Origin of the sequence: Vibrio sp. 2-1-2a, assembly GCF_032648565.1 — a bacterium.
Taxonomy (GTDB): Bacteria; Pseudomonadota; Gammaproteobacteria; order Enterobacterales; family Vibrionaceae; genus Vibrio; species Vibrio diabolicus.
The window spans coordinates 1-21,903 of record NZ_WBOH01000019.1; the positions used below are offsets into that span (position 1 = coordinate 1).

Below are 21,903 nucleotides of genomic sequence, written 5' to 3' on the forward strand. Positions count from 1 at the left end.
TTAGTTTCTGAAAGGGCAATGGTGTTGTTACAAAGATATCAACTAGAAAATTCTGACATCGTAGTGTACAAAAGCTAACAAAGCATTTAAGAGTGATTCGCAACGCTTGGCAGTTTCGCTTCGCTCAAGTATAGCCCAGCGTCGCTCACACCTTAATGCGGCGTTATGTGCTTTCGGAGAAAACGATGAATAAGTGTCTAATCATCATATTAGCTAGTCTTTCATTTGGTGCTCTTGCTGAAGAAGAGTCCATTGACTGTAATAATGCGATGACCACAATCGAGATAAACCAATGTGCCGCTATTGAACTAGAGTCAGCACAAGTTAAATTAGATAAATATCTAAACACTAGCTTTGAGCACAATGCTCATGACCCAGAACTGATCGCAGCAATTAAGCTTGCTCAACAGGATTGGCAAGCATATATGTCCTCTCACTGTGACTCGGTTTATACGCAATGGCGTGATGGAACTATTCGTGGAATTATGGCGATATCGTGCAAAACTAAGTTAACTAAGCAAAGAACGCACGAGTTATGGGAAAACTTTTTAACTTATATGGACAGTACACCACCAGTTTTACCGGAGCCAAGTGTGGAGTAGCTTTCAACCACGCACATAACAACGCGTTTAAGGCAGATTCGCAACGCGTGGCATTTTTGGTTTGATTCAGTTTTTGTGTTTTCGGCACAATGGTTTAGCTTAGGTGGTAGCGTTGCTCACTACTTAACGCGGCGTTAGTTCCCCAGAGGAAGCAATCAATCCGTAGGGAATTTTTGTTTCTGGTGTAGTACACGCATAACTCGGATGATATCGCCCTCAATCCAGTAAGAGACAATCATCGAAATCTCAGGAATGATGAGTAATCGTCCGCGGATGCCATCTCGTTGCACACCCATTAAAGGTTGTTCAAGCAAGTTTTCTACTTTTGCTTCAATGAGGTTGTCAGTTTTTTCTGCAGCATCAGGATTGAAGTCATAGAGAAACTCAAAGATCTTTTCACGATCATTAAGTGACACTTCTTCCCATAAAATCATTGCTTACCTCGATTACGGATTCTGGCTTTGCGCTCTTCCATTCGAGACTTAGCCGTTTGGTGCTCAACGAAAACGGATTTTCCTGAGTCAAACTTCTCAAATGCTAGGTTTACTTGTTCAGTTAGCCATGCATCGTGAGATAATGTTTTTCTTTGTTGTTCAGCGAGTTGCTCAGTAAGTTCACGGCATGCGTCACTCAGAGTGCGACCTTGGCTCTCAGCCATTTGTTGAGCTAGGCGTTTTGTTTCTTCATCAACACGAAATTGAATTCTAGTGTCCATGATGTATTCCTTTGTTGGTGTGTGTACAAATGTTAGCACTAGGCTTTGAGATGGGCAACTAACAAACAATTTAAGAGTGATTCGGCACGCGTGGCATTTTTACTATGCGTTGGTTTTAGTGGTTAAGGTGGCATGCGGAAGCATTGGCATTACGTGCCTCACACCTTAATTGGGCGTTATGGCTCACAAGGCAAGTAATCTCAGAAATGACGGTTTTCATATAGAATGTGCGTTATCATGCGCAATTAACCGAACTGTAGCTATTCATGATTATACCAACTAAAAAACCGTCTTCCTCAAATGTATCTTGCTCAAATTGCAAAGCTTGCTGCTGCCGCCTTGAAGTTATGATTATCTCGGATACTGGCGTGCCAGAAGAGTACATTGCACGCGATCAGTATGGTGGTGAAACTATGATGCGATTAAATGATGGTTGGTGTGCTGCTTTAGATAGAGACACTCTAATGTGTACAATTTATGAAAATCGCCCGTGGATATGCCGCGAATTCGAAATGGGTTCTAATGAGTGTTTAGATGAGCGAATTAAGCATATAAAACAATAGGTTATTTTTCTTGGGCTGTTAGCCATAACAAAGCGTTTAAGACGGATTCCCAACGCTCGGCATTTTGGGTTTGATTCAACTTTAGTGTTTACGGCACAATGGTTTAGGTAAGGTGGTCTGCGTTGCTCACCACTTAACGCGGCGTTAGTACGGGATTTGCATCAACGGTAAACATTTCGGTGTTTATCAGTTCCGTTTCTAGCTTTTCACCGGATCAAATGTGCCTTTCACGTTCTTTCCGGTGGCACTATGTGCGGAGTGTTCGCGTCGATTTCACCGTTTACGGTTTCTAACTTTTTGGCTATTTCGTTGGCGCGGTTTCTTTTGTGTTGTTGGCTTTTTAGCCTTCAACTCTGTACTTTGGTGTAGTTGTCAAAGTTCGGTGACCGAATCCTTTGCTAATTTGAAGCCAGTCAAAATAGGGTAGTTTGGCGTGTTTTTCTTCTAGCCAACTTGAGTTTTGAGATTGGGTTCTAGTTTGGTTGTTATCAGCTTGGCTGTCGCGTTTTTAGCCAACAGTTTCGTACTATATTTCAATATTTTGGTGCATGCTAAAAGGTTTAGGAACAGCGTACTAACAAACAATTTAAGAGTGATTCGGCACGCGTGGCATTTTTACTATGCGTTGGTTTTAGTGGTTAAGGTGGCATGCGGAAGCATCGGCATTGCGTGCCTCACACCTTAATTGGGCGTTAGGCGACGGGCAGGAAAATTCTTTTCTCAGTCGGCAATTTTGCATTATCGGCTCAATTTCTTGAATCTTTCCAACTGTAAAACATGCCAAAATCCGTGGGTTGTCTCATTGGTTTTCATTGTTGGCTAGCGGTGAATATCACTGGCTCAAAGTGTGGCAGGGGCAAGTTAATCGAGGCTTTCGTTCTCGCTTTTAGTTTGCAGCTTTACGTTTCGCTTCCTCAAAAGCAACTTGATCGCTGAAGGTCTGCATTTCGTGGCTGTCGAAATTTCACCTGAAACATAGTGACTTTTATGGTTCTTGAATCACAAAAAGTCAGTGGGTGTTTGGTTGCTTATAAGGTTTCGGGTAATCTGCTTTCAAACAAACTTAAACACCAGTGGGAAACTTCGCCTAACAAGGCGTTTAAGGCGGATTCACAACGCTTGGCGACCTTGGTTCAAGTTAACTTAAGTGTTTAAGGCACAATGGTTTAAGTTTGGTGGTCGGCGTTGCTCACCACTTAACGCGGCGTTATGCCTAAGGTGAAATTGATGATTAAGCAGCTTGATGTAAATGAAAAATCTGTGGTTGAACTGTCAGAGCGTTGCTTCGACGAACTTCGTCAAGTTTACAGGCCAACTGAGCTCGCAGTTAGCAATAAAAACAGCGCTAAAAGTGAGTGGAGTTGTTTTGGTTTCCATGTTGATGAGGTTTTAGTTAGAGTAGTTGAAGCTAAACAGGTTGGTTCAGAATTACAGCTTAGCTCGCTAGCAGTTGCACCAAGTTTTCGCCAAAAAGGTGTAGCTAGAAAGCTCGTCGATTTCGTTGTTACACAGTTTAAGCGTATTAACTCAGTCTCGGTTTGGTGTGTTGAGCAAACAGGTAATGTCGCTGTTTTTAAGGCACTAGGCTTTAATGTGGTTCAACGTTTTGATTCAGACTTTTTCATACTTTCCGATGGTTCAAAAGCGGTAGAAGTTCACTTAAAACAAAAAGTAACGGCATAACAAAGCGTTTAAGAGGGACTTGGCACGCGTGGCATTTTCAATTTGCGTTGGGTTTAGTGGTTAAGGTGTTATGCGGTCACTTTTGTATTGCGTGCCTGCGCCCCTTAACGCAGCGTTATATGGCTAAGAGGATTATCAATGAGTTTAGCGGGTACACCGAAAGAAATAGATGAAGTTGTCATGGCTTTTTGCAACGAAGTTGTGGCTGGCTCTAATCCATATTATGTCAATGTTTTACCTGATTCTTGGGCCAAGCCTAATGAATGCTTTCCTAATGTTGCTAGAAAGGTAGAGTCGGAGCAGGGGAATATTGTCTATGGTTGGCAGGTCTGGGTATGGCCTGACATCTTTATAGAGGCCGAGTTTCATGCTATTTGGCAGTCTCCTACAGGTGAATTTATTGATATTACACCCAAGCAATGTAAATCAAGCAACATACTGTTCATTCCCGCTCCTGAACTTAAATATCATGGTACAGATGTCGACAATATACGAAAGAGCCTTAGTCAAAATAAGTTGGTCGATGATTTCATATTACTTTCAATGTGTCGTTTCCAACTGCTATCAGCGGGTACAAATGCAGATAGTAGAAAGGTTCGGGTTTCTGAGCATGAATTGCTCGCGTTGACGCAGTTGCACCAGATGGTTTTTCAAATGTTAAAAGACGAAAAAACGTCTAACGCACAGTGTCTGTGTGGTAGTGGAAGTAAATTTAAGCATTGTCATAAAAAGCATGTACAACAGGCGGCGAAGCACTATGGGGTCGCCATATAACAATCTGTTTAAGAGGGATTCGCAACGCGTGGCATTTTCACTATGCGTTGTTTTTAGTGTTTAAGGCGGTATGCGGCGGCATCTGTATTGCGTTGCTCACCCCTTAACAGGGCGTTAGTAGCTAAATCTCAATACAAGACACAAATTCAAACAATAACGAAAGGAAAACAATATGGTTGAAGCAGAAACTCTTATGAGACAAGCAGGTGACACTGCGGAAATTTGGCTTAAGCAAGCTATAGATGCAACAGAGCATCTTCCAGTATCAGAAGACGCCCGAGCTACAATAATTGCAGCGTTTATCCAAGCTGCAGCACAGGATCAGCATACAATGACCGTAAGAGCACTAGCTGAAAATGGTCTGCTAAACAAAGTGGAAAGTTAGTTTCAGCATCGCTACTAACAAGCAATTTAAGAGGGATTCACAACGCTTGGCATTTTTGCTTCTACTTCAAATTTAGTGCTTATGGCACAATGCTTTAGGTTTGGGTGTAGGCGTTGTTCACCCCTTAATTGGGCGTTAGGTTGGTTCGTGAGCTGTGTCGACATAAACTATTGAACCATTTGATATGATTTCTCTTTCATATATTGCAATGGAGTTAAACATGGCGGCGACACATCAAATAAAATGTATCAACAAAACCGACAGACAAAGTGCACATGAAAGAATCAGTCATATAGGTGGCTTAAATGCTGACGGTACAAGATGGAAACTTACGCTTGATCGTGCCATAGAAGGAATAGAGTCTGGAAAATGGAAGTTTTATGTAAGTGCAGGTGGAAGCAGTGTTTGGGTTATTGTTGCAACGAGCTCAACAGGACGTAAATATCTAAAAACTGAAAATGATGGCGAGCAACCAAATAATTTAATTAGCTTACCAGAATGTCCATAGACGCAGTAGTTACAACCACCTAACAAAGCATTTAAGAGTGATTCCCAACGCTTGGCATTTTTCATTCCACCGTTGGGTTTCGTGTTTATCGTGGTATGGTTTAGTTTCGTGGTAGCGTTGCTCACACCTTAATGCGGCGTTATGACTTTCAAGGGAATTTATGAAAAGCGCATTACTTGAAGAACTTGTAGGTGCAGTTGAACACACAGCATCACTATCTAAAGATTGGTTTATTCAAAACTCAAGCGGTATTGACAGAACGGTATTCTTTGAACGAAATGGCTTGGGTGATAATGGGACTGGTGCTGTTTATGCGTATTTTGACACAGAGGGCACTTGTTTATATGTAGGTCAGACTGGTCGAAGAGTGAAAGCGAGGCTACACGACAAAACTTCCCCTCATAAAGATAAAGGTTGGTGGGAACAGTGGTCGGAAATGCGTTTTGTTCAAGAGCCAGAGGAAAGTAGTAGGTTATTGCTCGAAATGCTTTTAATTCAAGCCTATAAACCTAGCCACAATTCAAAGCCTAAACCAATTGATCTCCCTCTTTGGCTACAGTCATAACAAACTGTTTAAGAGTGATTCGCAACGCGTGGCATTTTTACTATGCGTTGCGTTAAGTGTTTAAGGTGGTATGTGGAAGCGACGGTATTGCGTTGCTCACACCTTAACAGGGCGTTAGCATTCTAGGAGAGTTAATGAACATCAGGGATCAATTTAAGTTAAAAGTTTTTCAATCAGAAGGCACTGAATATGAAAAATTATTTAATGACTTAATGAAACTAAGCACCCCAGGATTTAGAAGTGTAAAACCTCACGGGAATATCGGTGATAGAGGAAATGATGGCTGGGTGCAGAGTGAAGGGAAATATTATCAGGTTTATGCTCCAGAGGAATTATTTAAAAACACAGATGAAGCTATAAAAAAGGTAAAGTCGGACTTTGTAAAACTAAAGAAGTATTGGGATTCAATTTCACCTATTAAGTCATTTTATTTTGTTTTAAATGATAAGTTTAAAGGTGTATCACCTCACATTACGAAGATTTTAGAAGAAATAAAAAATGAAAATGGATTGGATGATGCAGGTGTTTTCTGTAACGCTAGCATGGAAGAGCTTGTGCTTACTTTGCGACAAGATGCAATATGCTCATTGCTAGGTGTGAGTCACACTGAAACAAACCCGCTTTACGAAGACAAAAAAAAGGTGAGGGAGTTTCTAGATAATCTATCGTTTGTAACTGAGGAGCTTTTTGAATCTGGACGAGAAGCTGGATATTTTTTTCCATCTAATGTGTTCTATTTTATACAAAACTGGAAAAACAAAGATTGGCAGTTTCAAAGGCTGCTATCATCCAACCCAATTACAAGAAACAATCAGTTAAATATGCGAGAGCAGCTTGTTCTAATGCATAACCAAGTAAGCTTTGATCAGAATTACGATGATATTGGGGTAGTGTTTAAGTTTAAGCCACCATACGACTTGGTTGGTAGAGATGAACTGATTGAATCAAATAAAGATTCTATGGGTGAATTTATACAGAAATTTGCTAATTCATATAAAATTGTTCGAGATTATTCGGTATAAAAATGCTAACAAAGCATTTAAGAGTGATTCCCAACGCTTGGCATTTTTCATTCCATCGTTGGGTTTAGTGTTTACGGTAGTATGGTTGAGTTTCGTGGTAGCGTTGCTCACACCTTAATGCGGCGTTATGTTTTAAGGAGGAATTATGGAAATCGAATCCATATCAGCTATTCAAAGCTGTATGCCTTCACTTGGGTTAAAGCGTAATGATCAGGCTTCTTATGAAATAACGGCTCGAATTAAAAACTTGAACAAAGCCACTCCTTTAGGGAAAGTTGATGTAACATTTTGGAGCAATGTTTATTCAGGTGATGGTCCATTCGTTTCTGTTGACGATACCATTAGGGGTTATGGTATTCCGTTTGAAGAGTTTAAGCCTAGATTTCAAAATTTTAGCTTCGATGAGAAACATAAAATACTTGAGGTTAAAGGCAGCGGGTATAATTTTCAGCTTATCTTCACGTAACAAACATAACAAACTGTTTAAGAGTGATTCGCAACGCGTGGCATTTTCACTATGCGTTGCGTTTGGTGTTTAAGGTGGTATGCGGGAGCTTCGGTATTGCGTTGCTCACACCTTAACAGGGCGTTATGTGCTTTCGGAGAAAACGATGAATAAGTGTCTAATCATCATATTAGCTAGTCTTTCATTTGGTGCTCTTGCTGAAGAAGAGTCCATTGACTGTAATAATGCGATGACCACAATCGAGATAAACCAATGTGCCGCTATTGAACTAGAGTCAGCACAAGTTAAATTAGATAAATATCTAAACACTAGCTTTGAGCACAATGCTCATGACCCAGAACTGATCGCAGCAATTAAGCTTGCTCAACAGGATTGGCAAGCATATATGTCCTCTCACTGTGACTCGGTTTATACGCAATGGCGTGATGGAACTATTCGTGGAATTATGGCGATATCGTGCAAAACTAAGTTAACTAAGCAAAGAACGCACGAGTTATGGGAAAACTTTTTAACTTATATGGACAGTACACCACCAGTTTTACCGGAGCCAAGTGTAGAGTGAGTTTCAACCACGCACATAACAAACTGTTCAAGAGTGATTCGCAACGCGTGGCATTTTTACTATGCGTTGGTTTAAGTGATTAAGGTGGTATGCGGCGGCTTCGGTATTGCGTTGCTCACCCCTTAACAGTGGGAGTGGGTAAAAACCTCCAGTAAACAACAATGAACAAGAATGAGCTAATACTCGCATAAAAACATGTACTTATATGTATGTTGTTTGTGCTTTGTTGTTCATGGGTATGTGTGTATGTACAATTATTCTGCTACATATATGCTACACAAAGGACTTGTGCATGCCCATTAAGAAGAAGATAACCAACACCTCAATCAAGGCGCTAACTGTCGAACAGGGACGGCTCAACGACACTGAAATCAGCGGGTTTCATGCTCGCATTTCACCTAAAGGCGCAATCAAGTATTACTTTTACTACCGTTTAAATGGCAAACAACGAAATTACTTCATCGGCTCGGCGGATTCACTCACACCCGCTCAAGCGAGAGATTTAGTCAAAGAGAAAGCGGGATTAGTGGCGAGCGGGGTGGATATCCAAGAATCTCGTCATGAAGCTAAAAAGACAGAGATGCGCAAAAACCTGACGCTTGGCCGTTTTCTCTCTGAGCACTATAAAGACTACCTTATCTCAATGAACCCCAAGCGGGCGGATCAGGCTTATGCTTGCATCGCTCATTCGTTTGTTCACTTCCTAGACAGACCGTTAGAGGAGATAAAAGCGTGGGATATTCAGCAGTGGATCACGGAGCGTCGCAAATTAGGGCGTGCCCCAGCAACGATAGAGTATTGTGTGAACCGACTTCGAGCCGCTTTAAATCGTGCGGTAGAGTGGGAATTCATCGATAGCCACAACTTAAGCAGTGTTAAACTCATCAAGCAAGATAACACTCGAATACGGTATCTCTCTAAGGAAGAAGAGAAGCGCTTACTCGATACCCTTGAAGGCCGAAATCAACGCGTTCGAAAGTCCAATAACAAGATAGAGCATCTTCAGTTCGTTGATTTCTTCGAGCCGTTAGTGATCACCGCAATGAATACAGGAATGCGTAAAGGAGAGCTATTAAGCCTTCGATGGGAACACGTTTCACTGCCTAATCGTTACTTAACTATTATTTCTGAAAATGCTAAGTCGAAGAAGACGCGAACGATACCGCTCAATGACACGGTATTAAAGCTTTTTGAACGCTGGCGAGCACAGAATCCTGATGCTGACTATGTCTTTATATCGAATAACCAGCCCGTTGAGTTCTTTCAATATCCGTGGCAATCATTATTGAAAGAGGCTGCTATCGAGAATTTTAGGTTCCATGACTTGCGGCACCATTTCGCAAGCAAGTTAGTGATGGCGGGCGTTGATTTGAATATCGTGCGTGAGTTGCTTGGGCATGCTGACCTCAAGATGACGCTGCGTTATGCACACTTAGCTCCAGAGCACAAAGCGGCGGCGGTGAATCTTATTGGTTAAATTGCAAGATAAATCGAGACATCACTCGAAGCATTAAAGGTATGGTTTTATATACAGTGGTCTTGGTGCTGTAATTCGTTGTTGAAATTGTTAACTCAACAAGGGATTGAAGTGAGCCAGTTTAAACGCCGCTATGTAAGGCTTGAGGAAGTCTGTGATAAAACCTATTTAACCCAATGGGACATACTAGAAGCCATTGAAGAAGAGAAGTTGTGTTTGTTTGCCGATATTTCTGCTTCGAGTCTTGGGGCTATTCATCCACCAAGTCAATGTGTCGCGGCCATCTTCGACTATCAAGGCATTGTCCAACTCACTGAACGCTCATCCAAGCGGTTTGCGCTTTCATTAGAATCTATACTGGTTCAACACGTCATCATCGTTGAGATGCATGGTATCAACCGTTGGCGTTCGGTTACTGAAGCGTTCGACAATGTATTACAAGCGCACTTTAAATACACACCTAATGCACTCTCCCAACCGAATAAAGCGTTTGTTGCTTATGCCGCGGTTAATGCCTCACCAACCACAGAGAGCGTGGTTGGTGAGTTCATTACTAAAGCATCCGCCATTTTCTCTAATGACGTAACGCATCAACTTGCTGAACACTACCCAAGTCAACGCGGTCAACGCCTTTCAACCGATGCGTTAACGGTTAAACCCAGTCAAATACGCGTTGATATGGAACAGGTCATTGATGTTTTTGGTAAAGCAGTACTATTGAATCGTGGTTGCCAAGCGGTTGATACGGTTAAGGCAACACTAGGCTCAACGGTTAGCCAGACTGCTGGTCAGTGTATTGAGTCGGTTAATGCGCCTACTGAACTCGGGTTGGATTCGGTTATCCAACCGATGCCAATCCACCCCATTGCACAAATTGCTCATCGAGTATTAACACTCAACCCTCAAGCCAGAGCGGATAAGGTTTGGAACATGATAAGGCAGGACGTGAGAGCGAACGAGTTTAACCGTCAATTTGATGTTGATGCGTTGATTGAAAGTATTACTCAGGACTCGGTGACGTGGTTTGGTCGTGGGGATAATGAAAACACCATGTCTTATGACTCATTCAGAAAGAATGTATTGGTCGACGTAAGGAGGCAAATTAGGCCGTCAAAATAAAACGTCGTCGTCATCGTCGTTGATAACGTCATATGACGTTTGTGGTCGTTAAGTTGAAACCTCAATGAACAAGAGGGAACAACAACATGACTCAAACCACACTTGATAAACGTGTATACACAGAACAAGAAACGGCGCTTTACATTGGTATGAGCCGTTCATTTTTACGCCAAGCTCGTATGGAAGGGCAGCGCAAGAACCGAACTGCTGCGCCTCCTTTCATTAAAATTGGTCGTGCAGTCCGTTATCTCAAAGAAGACTTAGACCAGTGGTTAGATAGTCATGTCAAACGTGACCACTTGCTGCAAGGGGAGGGCTTCCATGCCTAACGATGGCAATGCACCAGAATTTCCCCATGTCAGATACAAGGAGTCCGGCCAACAAATCGTATTGAACACGGCCGATAACTTGAAAGCATTACTGAAGAGTACGGGCTACCAAGCCAAGCTCAACAAAATGACGTTAGAGCCAGATATATTCAAAGGCAAAGTTTGTATGGGTTCGCCTGATATCGTCAGAAGTGAGCTTGTATCGTTGGCGTCAATTTACACATTGCCCAAATCCGCGATTGATGACCACTTTAACGCCGTGGCACATGAAAGTAGTTACCATCCAATCGCTGATTGGCTTGATGGCGAGTGGGATAGAAAGCCCCGCGTGGAAGCAGTGCTTAATTGCTTAGAGACTAAGAATCCCGCGCTCTCTAACATTGTGTTGCTACACTGGCTGGTGGGCTGTGTAGCATGTCTTTTTGTGGGTAGCTTTAAATCCAAGCTCGTGCCTGTTTTACAAGGTGAGCAATCCTTTAAAAAGACCGCGTTCGTTGAACGAATTGCCAATGTGATGCCAAGTGCGTTTCTTGAAGGGGCAGAGCTCAACCCTGATAACAAAGACAGTGTGCTGACCGTTATTCGCTCATGGATAGTGGAATTGGGTGAACTAGAACGCTCAACCAAAAACTGCCAAGGGGCGTTGAAAGCGTTCGTGACAAGAGCTTGCGATACGGTGCGTCCTCCTTATGCACGTAATGACATTAAGAAAGACCGACAAACCAACCTCATTGCGACGGTAAACGGCACGGACTTTCTAAAAGACGAAACCGGAAATACCCGCTACGCCGTCATTGAGCTGGTGGGCGAAACGGACATGGATACGCTTAATAACATATTGGGTTGGGAGTACAAAGCAACGGGTGAGTTAACGCTGAACCAACCAGAGAATCTGCGCCAATTCTGGTTAGAGGTGAAACACAAATTTATGGTTGAACACCATCCTTGGATGTTGTCGTCTGACATTCAAGCGCAAGTGTCGCAAGAGTCATCCAAATATGTAGATAAAGGCAACTGGTATAACTTGCTAAACGACCACCTAGAAGAATGTACAGGTAAAGCGAGAGAATGGTTATCAACCAAACAGATATGTGAAGTTATCAACGCTGATACATCAAAAGGAAATGTGATTGGCAAAGCGCTCAACCAACTGACTAAAGACGGTAAGTTAGAAAAGAAAATGCTCAATGGCTCAAACCGCTACTGTTTCCCTACAGTTCGTCCTCAAACGTCATTTTGCTAAGTACTTAAACTTACCCCACTTACTCCACTTGAATTGATATTAAGTGAGGTAGGTGGGGTAAGTTGTTTCACTTTCAGAAAGTGACGCACCACTCTCAGTATGTAATCAGATAAAGATGTTTCGTTTTTATGCGTCTAGTTTCCCATTTGTAACGACCACAGCTTGATAGAAATATTGCTTGGCGCAAAAATCATCGATGACACTGTGACCCTATTATTGAGGCTATTATGTTGATCCCTTTCGGGTTAAAAGATGGCAAGTATTATGATGTTAGCGAAGTAGAGCGCGGCAGGGCTTGTGGCTGTATTTGTCCTAGCTGTAAGCAAGTGCTCGTTGCCAAGAAAGGTGACCCTGAAAAGATGGCGCATCACTTTGCTCACGACAAAAAAGCACAAGAAGACCAAGATGAGAAAATAGAGTGCGATTACTCTTTTTGTGTGGTGGCAAGACTCGTCATTAAACAGTCGCTTAGAGAGCTAACAACCTTTGATATCAGCTCACCAGAATGGAAGATAGAGCTGTCTGAAAAGGATAAATATGACCGGACTCGGATTGTCACAGGCTATGTAACTCAAGAGCGAACGTTGACCTTTGAGGAATTTGAGGTTGAGCCTAGCGCACCCTATAGTGAAGTTGATGTTCTCTGCCGTATAAATGGATACGTTATCGGTATACATTTTAGTTATCAAGGTCGTCCAAGTTACAGTCCAGATAAGAGAGGAAAGCTCTCTATCTTAGAGATTAACCTAGAGCCACTTAAACAGCTTTATCATGAATTCAAAAACCAAAAATATGACTCGTTTAAAGAATTGGCACTAGCATATGTATTTGAAGACGGATGTCGGCGTTGGCTGAGCCATGCCCGCTTCGTTAGTCGAGAACGAGAACTAACAGCGACACTCAATGCTATGATTGAAGAATCAAACGCACAGCCACCTGAACCTATTGTTGATGTTACGGTTATTCCCCAAATCCGTCACCGACCATATAAAAAACCAAGAAAGAAAAAGGCTGAACGAGTTATGAGTGCAGTCACGAAACGTCCAGCAGTCGAGTCTTGTGTTCGTTGCAAGTTCAGGGTCGCTAACTATGTCGATAATCTTATCTGTGCCGATTGTTTACAGCATTACTATGGTCAGGGCATATTTCACATAGGTGCGATAAAAAAAGTCATAAAGCTAGAGCTTAATGTTTAAGCAATCTCGTTTCATTTGTTAGCGAAGTATCGAAACGTGAGATAACATATCGTGCGATAACTAGTTTTGTATAAAAAGATAATCTATGAGCTACTACAACCAGCATGCACAAGAGTTTTTCGATAGCACAGTCCACGTCGAAATGGATAGTCTTTATCGTGAGTTTCTGCCTTTGGTTCAAAAAGGTGGCAATATTCTCGATGCTGGTTGTGGGTCAGGGCGTGACTCAAAAGCATTTAAAGAGTTGGGCTTTCAAGTTCATGCAATAGACGCTAGTGCGGTATTGGCAAAACTAGCAGAGGAACTCATTGAACAACCCGTTCAAATTGCCACTTTTCAGGATTTTGAATCTGAGAAACGCTTTGACGCGATATGGGCGTGTGCTTCATTGCTTCATGTGCCGTTTGATGAACTTCCTCATTCGTTTCTTAACTTATCAAAATCTCTGAAGAACAATGGCGTATTTTATTGCTCCTTTAAATATGGCAATGATGAAGTCGAGCGCAACGGACGAAAGTTCACTAACTTAGATGAATCGTTACTTAAAAGCGTGCTAAGCAATACCCCTTTAATCATCAAAACGACTTGGCAAACGGGTGATTTACGAGAAGGTCGAGAAAGTGAAAAGTGGTTAAATGCAATTTTGCTAAAGGAAAGCGCATGAACTTTACCGACGAAGATTTCTTTAAAGGCATTGTACTGTTTGGTTTAAATGCCGCCACGTACAAGATGGGACTTGCTCAGACACTTCTTATCGCTTCAAGAAACCAGAAAAATGAGATTAATTGGGGAGACTTATCACAACTCTATTTTGATGCCTATTTGAACCGTCTTACAAACAATCCAATGCCACAACAGGGTAACCCCAACCGTCTTACTAAGATGGAACGTATTGTTAAGGAATATCAGTTAGGGGCGTTAAGTCGTAATGAAGCTATTCAAAAAGTGGGGGAAACTGCTTTTGAGGACGTCGTTCCACGATTTCAAACTATAGGCACAGACAAGAGTATTGTAGCCAACCATTTCTACGAAATAGATATGGGGAATAGGCTCGTTCTCAAGGACTCATTGCTCGGTTTAACATCCACTCAGATAGATACGTTAGATAATGAAATTAGCGCACGTTGGGGACTGCTAGAGGGCGCATTCAGTATTAACCAAACCGACTTTAAGCTTGCCAATGACATCCGTGAAATTTATCTAAGAGATGGATATGAGCGAAAAGCTTTAACGAACAACATCCCATTTTTGTCAGGTTATCAAGGGAATACCTGTTTCTACTGTGGCGAAGTAATGGACAGTGACATTCACGTCGATCATGTATTACCAAGACAGGTAGTCAATCATGATGAAATCTGGAACTTGGTGTTGGCTCATGGTGACTGTAATTTGTTGAAATCCGATAGATTGGTCGGTGAGCACTTCATTACCAAGCTTATTGCGAGAAATGAAAACATCATGGGGAGTAATCACCCTTGGAAAACTCAGATTCAAGCGGCGTTGGGCACAACACCTAAAAGACGGTCAAGCACATTACGACACCACTATGACAACGTAAAAATGGTACTCGGAAACTACTATTGGGGTGGTTCTGACTCCTACGACCCTGCCACTGATCCGTTCTATAGAAGGCTTATTACAGTCTTGAATAATCGATAATTTAAAACATTATGTTCTGACTTAATAGGAGTTTACCGACGTTCTTCTAAAACTAACTAGGCGTAGCTATCTTCTGGGTGATTATCCGATGTGCTAGTGATTTATTTTAAGTTTTTGATTTTAAATGGGTTTTAATTTTTAGTTATCCTAAGTGGTTAGTGTTATTCTCTTTTTTATATCAATCCGTGTATTTAGGTTACTAGTTGATTATCATGTTGGTGCATTCAGAATGAGGCTATAACATGCATATCAAAAGTTTAGAAATCACCAACTTTAGAAAATTTAGAGATAAATCTAATACAATAACGTTTGTTGAGCCAACTAGTAAAACCGACGATGAGTCAATGATTTCATCTTCTACTACACTGGTTGTTGGTAAAAATAACTCGGGAAAAACGACGGTTACTCAAGCCTTAAATATGGTTGTTTCAGAGCAAGGAAAGATCAATGGTCACGATTTTAACTACTCATATATTGATGGCTTACTCAATGACTACCTAGAAGGAAGGTTTAATCGATTTCCTAATATTAGTTTTAAAATAACATTTATAACAAACCCGAAAGAAGCATCCTTAGTAAACTCTAAAAAAGCAATATCACTAGGTCAAACTACAAATAAAAATAAAGATGTAGATAGTGTTAGTGAATTTTCTTTGGTAGTAGATTTTCAATTAAATAATAAGATAAAGTTTGAAGAAGATGTCAAAGAACTTTTAGATAAATTTCTTACTAAGGACAGGAGTTTTAAGTTTAGAAAATTGTTGGATCTGATTTCAGAGTTTAAATTTGAAAAATTTGTAAGGTCAGATGAAGGAGTTGCAAAGTCAATAAATATCTCTAGTCTTATTGAGTTGAAAGTAATATCTGCGGCTAATAATATTCATGATAATAGACTCTTGTCCAAAGCATTCAATAAAATAATAAAATATAAATATCAAACTGATAAGAATGATTTTGAAGAGGTAAATAATTTAATAGAAAATAATAATAATGGAATTACTACAAATATCAGAGAGACTCATGAGTCTGTCATTCAAAACGTATTACAAGGTATTGTAGGTACCGATAGTCTAGGGATAGATCTTAGGGCAGACCTGACATTCGACAAATTAATGGATGGCTTAATTACATACGAACATAAGGATGCAGGTTTCCTAGTTCCAGAAGGTCAGTTTGGATTGGGATATGCAAACTTGATTAGTATCGTAAGCGAAATTATTGACTATATAGAACGAAACCCAAGCGGAGAAAAAACCACAAAAGTTAGGTTGATCTGCATAGAAGAACCCGAAACGTTTATGCATCCTCAAATGCAGGTGAATTTTATTCGTCACATTGATAATGCTGTTAGAAAAATTATAGGCGAAGGGGAAAAAATAAAGAGTCAGTTATTAATAACAACTCACTCTTCACATATATTAAATAGTAAAATCCATTCAAGTAGTAGTCTTGATAATATAAATTACATCTATCCACATAAAAGTTTTTGTGAAAGTATTTCTATTAAGGACGAGGATATTAGTATTAAGTCAGGAAATAAAGATGAATTTTATTTTGTTAAGAAGCACATAAAACACCAAGTCCCAGAACTTTTTTTCGCGGATGGTGTTGTTTTTGTGGAAGGTATTACTGAAGAAAGGCTTTTAAATTTTTATATTGAAAGAGATGAGAAGTTATCAAAAAAACTAATTTCTGTTTTTAGAGTTGATGGTGCACATGCTAAAGTTTATGACAAGCTTATGAAACAGCTTAAAATTCCTTCTTTGATTATAACTGATATTGACTTTAAGAGAAGTAAGGAAGAATTAACTCAATCGGCTGAAACGAAAGATGGTAATCTTGTTAGTTGGAATATATATCCTCAAATGACAGAAATATTAGACAGTAGAATGTCAACAAACAAAACTCTGTCATATTATTATGACTCTAGCAAAGTTAAAGACTATAACCATTATTATGAGAGCAGTAATATTAAGGTGGTATTTCAGAAAGATCCAGTAAAAATAAAATTAGACGAAGAACATACAGCGGCTTACTATGCGACTAGCTTAGAAGAAGCTTTAGTTCTCGAAAACTATGACAACGAAATATTCAGAGGTGTTATAAATAGTACTGTACCTTCTGTTTATTCTGATGTTGTTCTTGAAGATACATGTGAGTATTTAGATTTAGCACATAACTCTTTCAGAATACAAAAGGAGCTCTCTTCTGCAAAATCAAAGTTTGCTAATAATATAATATATGAGCTTGTTGTTAATGAGGACTCGACTTCGCTACCAGTATTGCCTTCTTATATAAATGATGGTCTCCAATGGTTATCATTAAGGCTTGATGGCCAGCCAGAGGGAGTCTAGTCATGGTTGATAGAGTTCTGTTAGAAAAAGAGGCGAAAATCCAACAACTAATCTTTGACCAGTTGGATGAAAAAAAATCATTTTACTTTCTTGCTGGAGCCGGATCAGGAAAAACATACGCTCTTGTTGAAACTCTAAAATATAGCATTAAAAAAAATATGCATGATTTTGACAAAAATGGTAGTCATCTAGCGTGTATTACATATACTAATGCTGCAAAAGACGAAATAATAGAGCGTCTATATAATAGTAATTATATAGATGTTAGTACTATACACTCATTTTTGTGGGATATTATAGAGTCATATCAAGTAGAGCTAATTAAAGTGCATAGAAAAAATATTATTAATATAATTAATAAGTTGCACTACGAGCTATATGTTTGTGATGAATTCGGAAAGAAAAATGCGTTCAAAAAAATTAGAGCTTTAAACTATGAAGAAACCTTAGATCTTGAAACAATTGTAGTGGATAGAATTGATGACATCTACAATTGTTTTAGGGCTGAAGGAGCTTCTAAATTTTGGAGTGAGCTTGAAGGTGTTATAGGTAGTGAACTTCTATCTAAAATACAGTCCTCTAGAGGGGATGTGGAAAAAATAATGAGAAATATAATCAAGATTTCTAGATTGAAATATTGCACTAGAATGATTGATATTGATCATCCTGATTATTCTTATATTTCCTATAATGAGAAAGGAAGCAGAGAAATTCTTCACAAGAATTTGATTGGTCATGATACTCTAATACAATATTCATTAAGTATGGTAAAAGAGTATTCACTGCTTCTAAGAGTTATCATCGATACGTTACCACAGATCTATATTGATGAATATCAAGATACTCACTCTCAGGTGATAAAAATTATGGATATGTTAATTTCTTATGGAAAGGACAATAACATGCCATTTTTTGTTGGTTTATTTGGGGATCCAGTTCAATCTATATACTCTAATAACGAATCTTATAATTCTATTAACAATGAAATTGATATTATACATAAAGATATCAATAGGCGTTCTTGTCAAAATGTCGTGGATATTATAAATAAAATACGAGGGAATCACCAAGAAATACATCAGGAGCCATTTAATAGCAATATTAATGGTGATGTATCTTTATCATACTATGGCAAAGATAGTTTAGATGAAATTCCTTTTATTTATAATGAAATTGAACAGGTTAAAACAAGTTGGGGGATAACAGAGGACAATAAGTTGACCTGTATGGTTTTGCGAAATAAAACTATAGCTCAGCTGTGTGGATTTGGTAATCTGTATGACTTATATAGTGCAATATACAGTGATAAGTCGAGTTATCTTTCCTATAACCAAATAAATGATGAAGTCTTAAATAAGGATGTTAATAAGTTAGGTATATTTCCACTGTTAGTCCTAAATATAGCAGAACCTTTATTTAAGATAAATTATGATAGTTCGGCTCCTCTCTCCGATGTTTTCAGTGATGAGTCTTTAGATAATCATTCATTGGATGAGGTGGCGACTTGCTTGGATTATATCCGAGATAAGGATTATGTATCATTATGTGACGCTTTGTCAGACTTGCTTGTACAGACTTTTGAGAATACGAGTTTAACGAGTTTATACTCCGATTTATCGAAAGGATGGATGAATAACAAAAGAGATAAAAGAGATATAGGTTCAATCGACGATTTAATTACATACTTATGCAGTTCAATCTCTAGTTCTCCTAGTGATAGATTACGAGATAATGTTAAAGCTCTTTTATCCATGGACTTGAAAGAAGTATTTAACTGGATTCGTTTTGTTTCAGGAATTGAGATTGATAGCAAAGTCAACTACATAACATGTCATGGCTCGAAAGGTTTAGAGTTCGATAATGTCCTTGCAGTTATCGACGATAAGTTTGGAAAAGATCTAAAAAATAAGCCTGAGAAGAATAAATTCAGTAGGCTCCTCTCGTCTGGATTACACGAGAAGCATGAAGCAGATTTAGAAAATACAAGGAATCTCCTATATGTAATCTGTTCGAGAGCAATAGAGAACCTAAAAGTGATACTTCTTAAAGAGGGGGACGGTCAAGGAGCTATTTCTATAGAATAGTTTTTTGGGAGCTCAAAGTAGGGAAATTTTTTACCCTACTTTGAGTTTAAATGAAATATTGCTACACAATTGCTACATTATAATTTGTTTTTCGTTTCATGATTGCTATAACTTGTTGATAATAAATGATATTATTCCCACGTATTATCTCCTTAACAGGGCGTTATACGTAATGAGAGTATGAAGATATTTTTAATAGTAGCCACATTGGTTCAATTGACTCTCCTGAGTTTCTCGAAATATTATCGTTCAATTGCGAATGATGTGCTTAGAAACGCGGTGGAAACGAAAGAGGCTGATCTTTTATCTTCACTTGATAAGTTTGATTATTACAGTGACTTAGATAATGATTTATTTCTTGCTGCTGTTACGGTCTGGGTTATGGTCTTGGTCGTAACAAAATTGAAAAGTATATCAAGCACTGATATGGCTAATTTAGCGATTTGTTTACCGCTGTTCTTTAATATGATTTTGATGTCGATTTAGGCACCATAGCCATGGAAGGGCAATTACGTATAACAAACAATTTAAGAGTGATTCAGCACGCGTGGCATTTTTGGCATGCGTTGGTTTTTGGTGTTGAAGTGCCATGCAGCGGCTTAGTCATTACGTGCTTCACACCTTAATTGGGCGTTATGTTTACTTGAAATTCAAAGGCTTAAAGTTCTTAGGCTCTAGTTCTTTGTTCCTCTGGCAATTAGTCCCTAGTAGTCTCAGCAAATCCGCATTATCGATCTAAGTTCTTGAATCACTCTAGCTGTAAAACATGCCAATGTTCGTGGGTTGCTTCATTGTCAGGTCGTGGCGGTCGGTTTCTTGTTTAACTGGTTCAAAGTCGCTTTTAGGTTCTTCGCCAATTAGCATTTCGGTTTGGCAGTTGTCTCGGCAATTAATCGTTGTTTTGCGCTTTGGTTGGAAAGATAGGGCGCTCGTTGTGCCTCGGTCGGGTTGCCTTATTGGGCAGGAAGTGGAATTACACGTTTAAGGTTGGTCGCCTTTGACGGCCAAGTTGGTTCTTGCCTTGTGGTTTGGTTCAGAAAACTGGCTTGAAATAGCAGTTCTTTCTCAATTAAGTCAGTAACTTGTGGTAAAACATAACAAACAATTCAACAGTGATTCGCAACGCTTGGCGCTCTCACTTTGGGTTGAGTTTAGTGTTTACGGTGCAGTGGTTAAGTTTAGTCTCTGCGCTGCTCACACGTTAATTGGGCGTTATGCGTCCAGAGGTAATTTATGAATAAAGGTCAATCAACAATATTGTTGGATGAACGTTGGAAACTAGAAGACTTTACAATTCTTACTAAGGAGTACCAGCAGCTCTATGGCTTTTTCCATGCGTTGCGAGCAATTGATGAAGGAAAGTTTTCCAACCTAGAGTTTGAGCGGATGCCTTGGCTTGGGGGTGGAAGCGTTGTTGGCTTTTTCAGCATCGTAGGAAAGTTTGTTAGCCATGAGGATCAACCTGTGGTGAAACGGATTCAATATGCTTCACCAGGTTATATTGAATTAACACTTTTAACTGAAGTAGCCAAAGATATTGGCATCATCGTTAGTGCTCTTGCTGGTGCAATTACAAGTGCAGCAGGTACATATCATGTCATTTATTCTCAGTATCAAAAGCGAAAACTCACTCAGCTAAAGATCAAGGATTTGGAAGCAAAACAACTGAGAGACGAAATCACTTTTGTTAAAGAGTCGGTTGTAGACTTACATGAAACATTCAAGTTAACTCCAAAGCAAGTCAAAGCGCTACACCAGCTGTCCAAAGGTGATGAGCTAGTTCAGCTTAAAATGTTGCTTGCGTTATATCGAAGAGCTAAGCCTGTTGCGGAGTTGCAGGTACAAAACAAGGCAAATTTTAAAGACGCATAACAAACTGTTTAAGAGTGATTCGCAACGCTTGGCATTTTCACTATGCGTTGCGTTTAGTGTTTAAGGTGGTATGCGGCGGCTTTGGTATTGCGTTGCTCACACCTTAACAGGGCGTTATGTATTTTTTGAGGTGAAGAGTGTTTCTTTATATATCAATATTGGCAGGCTTTTACTTCATATACCGCTGTTATCAAAATGATTATGTTGGCATAAATAGGGTGTTGTTAACCGCATTTATGCTCGCGTACGCAACCTTGTATGTATTTGTTCCGCCATTTTTGGGAATGGCAAATCAATATGCAGGTCGAGCATTTGAGTTGTTTCCAATAGGGTGTTATTTTTTTGCCATGTTGCCGGACATGGATGAAGCGTCAGCAGAAGAAAAAGCACTGGTTTTTCTTGCTTGGAGTGGTCTTGTTGTAATGGCAATCTTTCTTGTGTATTTCAAGCTTTATGTTTGGTAGACGAAGGTTTCGCGTTATACACATAACAAACGCTTCAAGACGGATTCGCAACGCGTGGCATTTGTGGTTTGCGTTAAATTTAGTGATTTAGGTGGTGTGCGGAAGCATCGTATTGCGTTGCTCACCACTTAAGCGGGCGTTATGTGAATAGGGAAATTATGCAGCAAGCAATTGAAAGTGAGAGACTAATATTAAGACCATTTTCTATGTCTGACGCTGAGCGTGTTTCAGAGTTGGCTGGCGACAAGCAAATATCAGAAA

The 21,903-nt window shown here is 39.7% G+C and carries 24 protein-coding genes and 1 pseudogene; 23 read left to right on the forward strand and 2 right to left on the reverse strand.

Features of this window, described 5'->3' with window-relative positions:
- Nucleotides 1–185: 185 nt before the first annotated feature.
- Nucleotides 186–602, forward strand: a complete 417-nt coding sequence (locus F7Y48_RS22770) for a lysozyme inhibitor LprI family protein (RefSeq protein ID WP_149192373.1) — start codon at nucleotides 186–188, stop codon at nucleotides 600–602.
- Nucleotides 603–757: 155 nt separating this feature from the next.
- Here the strand turns inward: F7Y48_RS22770 and F7Y48_RS22775 are convergent, their stop codons facing one another.
- Together F7Y48_RS22775 and F7Y48_RS22780 are read right to left on the reverse strand one after the other, a co-directional pair.
- Nucleotides 758–1,036 (reverse strand): type II toxin-antitoxin system RelE/ParE family toxin, encoded by a 279-nt coding sequence (locus F7Y48_RS22775; RefSeq protein WP_258507222.1) that lies wholly within the window; start codon nucleotides 1,034–1,036, stop codon nucleotides 758–760.
- Nucleotides 1,033–1,317 (reverse strand): type II toxin-antitoxin system RelB/DinJ family antitoxin, encoded by a 285-nt coding sequence (locus F7Y48_RS22780; RefSeq protein ID WP_005398409.1) that lies wholly within the window; start codon nucleotides 1,315–1,317, stop codon nucleotides 1,033–1,035. Before F7Y48_RS22780 ends, F7Y48_RS22775 begins: the two co-directional genes overlap by 4 nt.
- A 266-nt stretch (nucleotides 1,318–1,583) precedes the next feature.
- On the opposite strand from F7Y48_RS22780, the gene F7Y48_RS22785 reads away from it, so the two are divergent.
- The 22 genes and pseudogenes from F7Y48_RS22785 to F7Y48_RS22890 all read left to right on the forward strand — a co-directional run.
- Entirely contained in the window at nucleotides 1,584–1,880 is a 297-nt protein-coding gene (locus F7Y48_RS22785) for a YkgJ family cysteine cluster protein (protein ID WP_258507224.1), read from the forward strand.
- Between the two features lie 1,227 nt (nucleotides 1,881–3,107).
- Nucleotides 3,108–3,563 (forward strand): GNAT family N-acetyltransferase, encoded by a 456-nt coding sequence (locus F7Y48_RS22790; RefSeq protein ID WP_258507225.1) that lies wholly within the window; start codon nucleotides 3,108–3,110, stop codon nucleotides 3,561–3,563.
- 138 nt (nucleotides 3,564–3,701) lie between these two features.
- The gene (locus tag F7Y48_RS22795) at nucleotides 3,702–4,337 is read left to right on the forward strand and encodes an SEC-C domain-containing protein (RefSeq protein WP_069540180.1); all 636 of its coding nucleotides are present in this window, start codon (nucleotides 3,702–3,704) and stop codon (nucleotides 4,335–4,337) included.
- A 172-nt stretch (nucleotides 4,338–4,509) separates the two neighbouring features.
- The gene (locus tag F7Y48_RS22800) at nucleotides 4,510–4,722 is read left to right on the forward strand and encodes a hypothetical protein (protein ID WP_045628752.1); all 213 of its coding nucleotides are present in this window, start codon (nucleotides 4,510–4,512) and stop codon (nucleotides 4,720–4,722) included.
- A 220-nt stretch (nucleotides 4,723–4,942) separates the two neighbouring features.
- Nucleotides 4,943–5,230 (forward strand): DUF3892 domain-containing protein, encoded by a 288-nt coding sequence (locus F7Y48_RS22805; protein WP_258507226.1) that lies wholly within the window; start codon nucleotides 4,943–4,945, stop codon nucleotides 5,228–5,230.
- Between the two features lie 160 nt (nucleotides 5,231–5,390).
- A complete protein-coding gene (locus tag F7Y48_RS22810) occupies nucleotides 5,391–5,795 on the forward strand; it encodes a GIY-YIG catalytic domain protein (RefSeq protein ID WP_021454268.1) in 405 nt (134 codons plus the stop codon).
- Nucleotides 5,796–5,929: 134 nt separating this feature from the next.
- Nucleotides 5,930–6,817 (forward strand): hypothetical protein, encoded by an 888-nt coding sequence (locus F7Y48_RS22815; RefSeq protein ID WP_258507227.1) that lies wholly within the window; start codon nucleotides 5,930–5,932, stop codon nucleotides 6,815–6,817.
- A gap of 145 nt (nucleotides 6,818–6,962) precedes the next feature.
- Entirely contained in the window at nucleotides 6,963–7,283 is a 321-nt protein-coding gene (locus F7Y48_RS22820) for a hypothetical protein (RefSeq protein WP_258507228.1), read from the forward strand.
- 145 nt (nucleotides 7,284–7,428) lie between these two features.
- On the forward strand, nucleotides 7,429–7,845 hold the full coding sequence (locus F7Y48_RS22825) for a lysozyme inhibitor LprI family protein (protein ID WP_149192373.1): 417 nt from the start codon (nucleotides 7,429–7,431) through the stop codon (nucleotides 7,843–7,845).
- Between the two features lie 292 nt (nucleotides 7,846–8,137).
- Complete coding sequence (locus tag F7Y48_RS22830) at nucleotides 8,138–9,322, forward strand: site-specific integrase (RefSeq protein ID WP_316685412.1); 1,185 nt, start codon at nucleotides 8,138–8,140, stop codon at nucleotides 9,320–9,322.
- Nucleotides 9,323–9,433: 111 nt separating this feature from the next.
- Complete coding sequence (locus F7Y48_RS22835; protein ID WP_141705302.1) at nucleotides 9,434–10,441, forward strand: hypothetical protein; 1,008 nt, start codon at nucleotides 9,434–9,436, stop codon at nucleotides 10,439–10,441.
- Nucleotides 10,442–10,527: 86 nt separating this feature from the next.
- A complete protein-coding gene (locus F7Y48_RS22840; RefSeq protein WP_021448661.1) occupies nucleotides 10,528–10,770 on the forward strand; it encodes a helix-turn-helix transcriptional regulator in 243 nt (80 codons plus the stop codon).
- Entirely contained in the window at nucleotides 10,763–12,013 is a 1,251-nt protein-coding gene (locus F7Y48_RS22845; protein ID WP_316685414.1) for a VapE domain-containing protein, read from the forward strand. Before F7Y48_RS22840 ends, F7Y48_RS22845 begins: the two co-directional genes overlap by 8 nt.
- A 227-nt stretch (nucleotides 12,014–12,240) precedes the next feature.
- Nucleotides 12,241–13,209 carry a hypothetical protein gene (locus F7Y48_RS22850; protein ID WP_045608192.1) on the forward strand — a complete coding sequence of 323 codons (969 nt, stop codon included), beginning with the start codon at nucleotides 12,241–12,243 and terminating at the stop codon, nucleotides 13,207–13,209.
- Nucleotides 13,210–13,294: 85 nt separating this feature from the next.
- Entirely contained in the window at nucleotides 13,295–13,873 is a 579-nt protein-coding gene (locus F7Y48_RS22855) for a class I SAM-dependent methyltransferase (protein WP_140271873.1), read from the forward strand.
- Complete coding sequence (locus tag F7Y48_RS22860; protein WP_316685415.1) at nucleotides 13,870–14,868, forward strand: HNH endonuclease; 999 nt, start codon at nucleotides 13,870–13,872, stop codon at nucleotides 14,866–14,868. Before F7Y48_RS22855 ends, F7Y48_RS22860 begins: the two co-directional genes overlap by 4 nt.
- Nucleotides 14,869–15,110: 242 nt before the next feature.
- Complete coding sequence (locus F7Y48_RS22865; protein ID WP_316685416.1) at nucleotides 15,111–17,222, forward strand: ATP-dependent nuclease; 2,112 nt, start codon at nucleotides 15,111–15,113, stop codon at nucleotides 17,220–17,222.
- 2 nt (nucleotides 17,223–17,224) lie between these two features.
- On the forward strand, nucleotides 17,225–19,306 hold the full coding sequence (locus F7Y48_RS22870; RefSeq protein ID WP_316685417.1) for a UvrD-helicase domain-containing protein: 2,082 nt from the start codon (nucleotides 17,225–17,227) through the stop codon (nucleotides 19,304–19,306).
- A 180-nt stretch (nucleotides 19,307–19,486) separates the two neighbouring features.
- Nucleotides 19,487–19,792, forward strand: coding sequence for a hypothetical protein (locus F7Y48_RS22875; RefSeq protein WP_013571662.1), 306 nt, complete (start codon nucleotides 19,487–19,489; stop codon nucleotides 19,790–19,792).
- Between the two features lie 747 nt (nucleotides 19,793–20,539).
- Nucleotides 20,540–21,178, forward strand: a complete 639-nt coding sequence (locus tag F7Y48_RS22880) for a hypothetical protein (RefSeq protein WP_025624042.1) — start codon at nucleotides 20,540–20,542, stop codon at nucleotides 21,176–21,178.
- 218 nt (nucleotides 21,179–21,396) lie between these two features.
- A complete protein-coding gene (locus tag F7Y48_RS22885; RefSeq protein ID WP_258507231.1) occupies nucleotides 21,397–21,642 on the forward strand; it encodes a hypothetical protein in 246 nt (81 codons plus the stop codon).
- 158 nt (nucleotides 21,643–21,800) lie between these two features.
- Nucleotides 21,801–21,903 (forward strand): annotated as a pseudogene (locus tag F7Y48_RS22890) (N-acetyltransferase); the annotation flags it as partial.

Coding starts and splice junctions, on each gene's coding strand:
- F7Y48_RS22770 (WP_149192373.1), top strand. CDS start 186: ATGAATAAGTGTCTAATCATCATATTAGCTAGTCTTTCATTTGGTGCT.
- F7Y48_RS22775 (WP_258507222.1), bottom strand. CDS start 1,036: ATGATTTTATGGGAAGAAGTGTCACTTAATGATCGTGAAAAGATCTTT.
- F7Y48_RS22780 (WP_005398409.1), bottom strand. CDS start 1,317: ATGGACACTAGAATTCAATTTCGTGTTGATGAAGAAACAAAACGCCTA.
- F7Y48_RS22785 (WP_258507224.1), top strand. CDS start 1,584: ATGATTATACCAACTAAAAAACCGTCTTCCTCAAATGTATCTTGCTCA.
- F7Y48_RS22790 (WP_258507225.1), top strand. CDS start 3,108: ATGATTAAGCAGCTTGATGTAAATGAAAAATCTGTGGTTGAACTGTCA.
- F7Y48_RS22795 (WP_069540180.1), top strand. CDS start 3,702: ATGAGTTTAGCGGGTACACCGAAAGAAATAGATGAAGTTGTCATGGCT.
- F7Y48_RS22800 (WP_045628752.1), top strand. CDS start 4,510: ATGGTTGAAGCAGAAACTCTTATGAGACAAGCAGGTGACACTGCGGAA.
- F7Y48_RS22805 (WP_258507226.1), top strand. CDS start 4,943: ATGGCGGCGACACATCAAATAAAATGTATCAACAAAACCGACAGACAA.
- F7Y48_RS22810 (WP_021454268.1), top strand. CDS start 5,391: ATGAAAAGCGCATTACTTGAAGAACTTGTAGGTGCAGTTGAACACACA.
- F7Y48_RS22815 (WP_258507227.1), top strand. CDS start 5,930: ATGAACATCAGGGATCAATTTAAGTTAAAAGTTTTTCAATCAGAAGGC.
- F7Y48_RS22820 (WP_258507228.1), top strand. CDS start 6,963: ATGGAAATCGAATCCATATCAGCTATTCAAAGCTGTATGCCTTCACTT.
- F7Y48_RS22825 (WP_149192373.1), top strand. CDS start 7,429: ATGAATAAGTGTCTAATCATCATATTAGCTAGTCTTTCATTTGGTGCT.
- F7Y48_RS22830 (WP_316685412.1), top strand. CDS start 8,138: ATGCCCATTAAGAAGAAGATAACCAACACCTCAATCAAGGCGCTAACT.
- F7Y48_RS22840 (WP_021448661.1), top strand. CDS start 10,528: ATGACTCAAACCACACTTGATAAACGTGTATACACAGAACAAGAAACG.
- F7Y48_RS22845 (WP_316685414.1), top strand. CDS start 10,763: ATGCCTAACGATGGCAATGCACCAGAATTTCCCCATGTCAGATACAAG.
- F7Y48_RS22850 (WP_045608192.1), top strand. CDS start 12,241: ATGTTGATCCCTTTCGGGTTAAAAGATGGCAAGTATTATGATGTTAGC.
- F7Y48_RS22855 (WP_140271873.1), top strand. CDS start 13,295: ATGAGCTACTACAACCAGCATGCACAAGAGTTTTTCGATAGCACAGTC.
- F7Y48_RS22860 (WP_316685415.1), top strand. CDS start 13,870: ATGAACTTTACCGACGAAGATTTCTTTAAAGGCATTGTACTGTTTGGT.
- F7Y48_RS22865 (WP_316685416.1), top strand. CDS start 15,111: ATGCATATCAAAAGTTTAGAAATCACCAACTTTAGAAAATTTAGAGAT.
- F7Y48_RS22870 (WP_316685417.1), top strand. CDS start 17,225: ATGGTTGATAGAGTTCTGTTAGAAAAAGAGGCGAAAATCCAACAACTA.
- F7Y48_RS22875 (WP_013571662.1), top strand. CDS start 19,487: ATGAAGATATTTTTAATAGTAGCCACATTGGTTCAATTGACTCTCCTG.
- F7Y48_RS22880 (WP_025624042.1), top strand. CDS start 20,540: ATGAATAAAGGTCAATCAACAATATTGTTGGATGAACGTTGGAAACTA.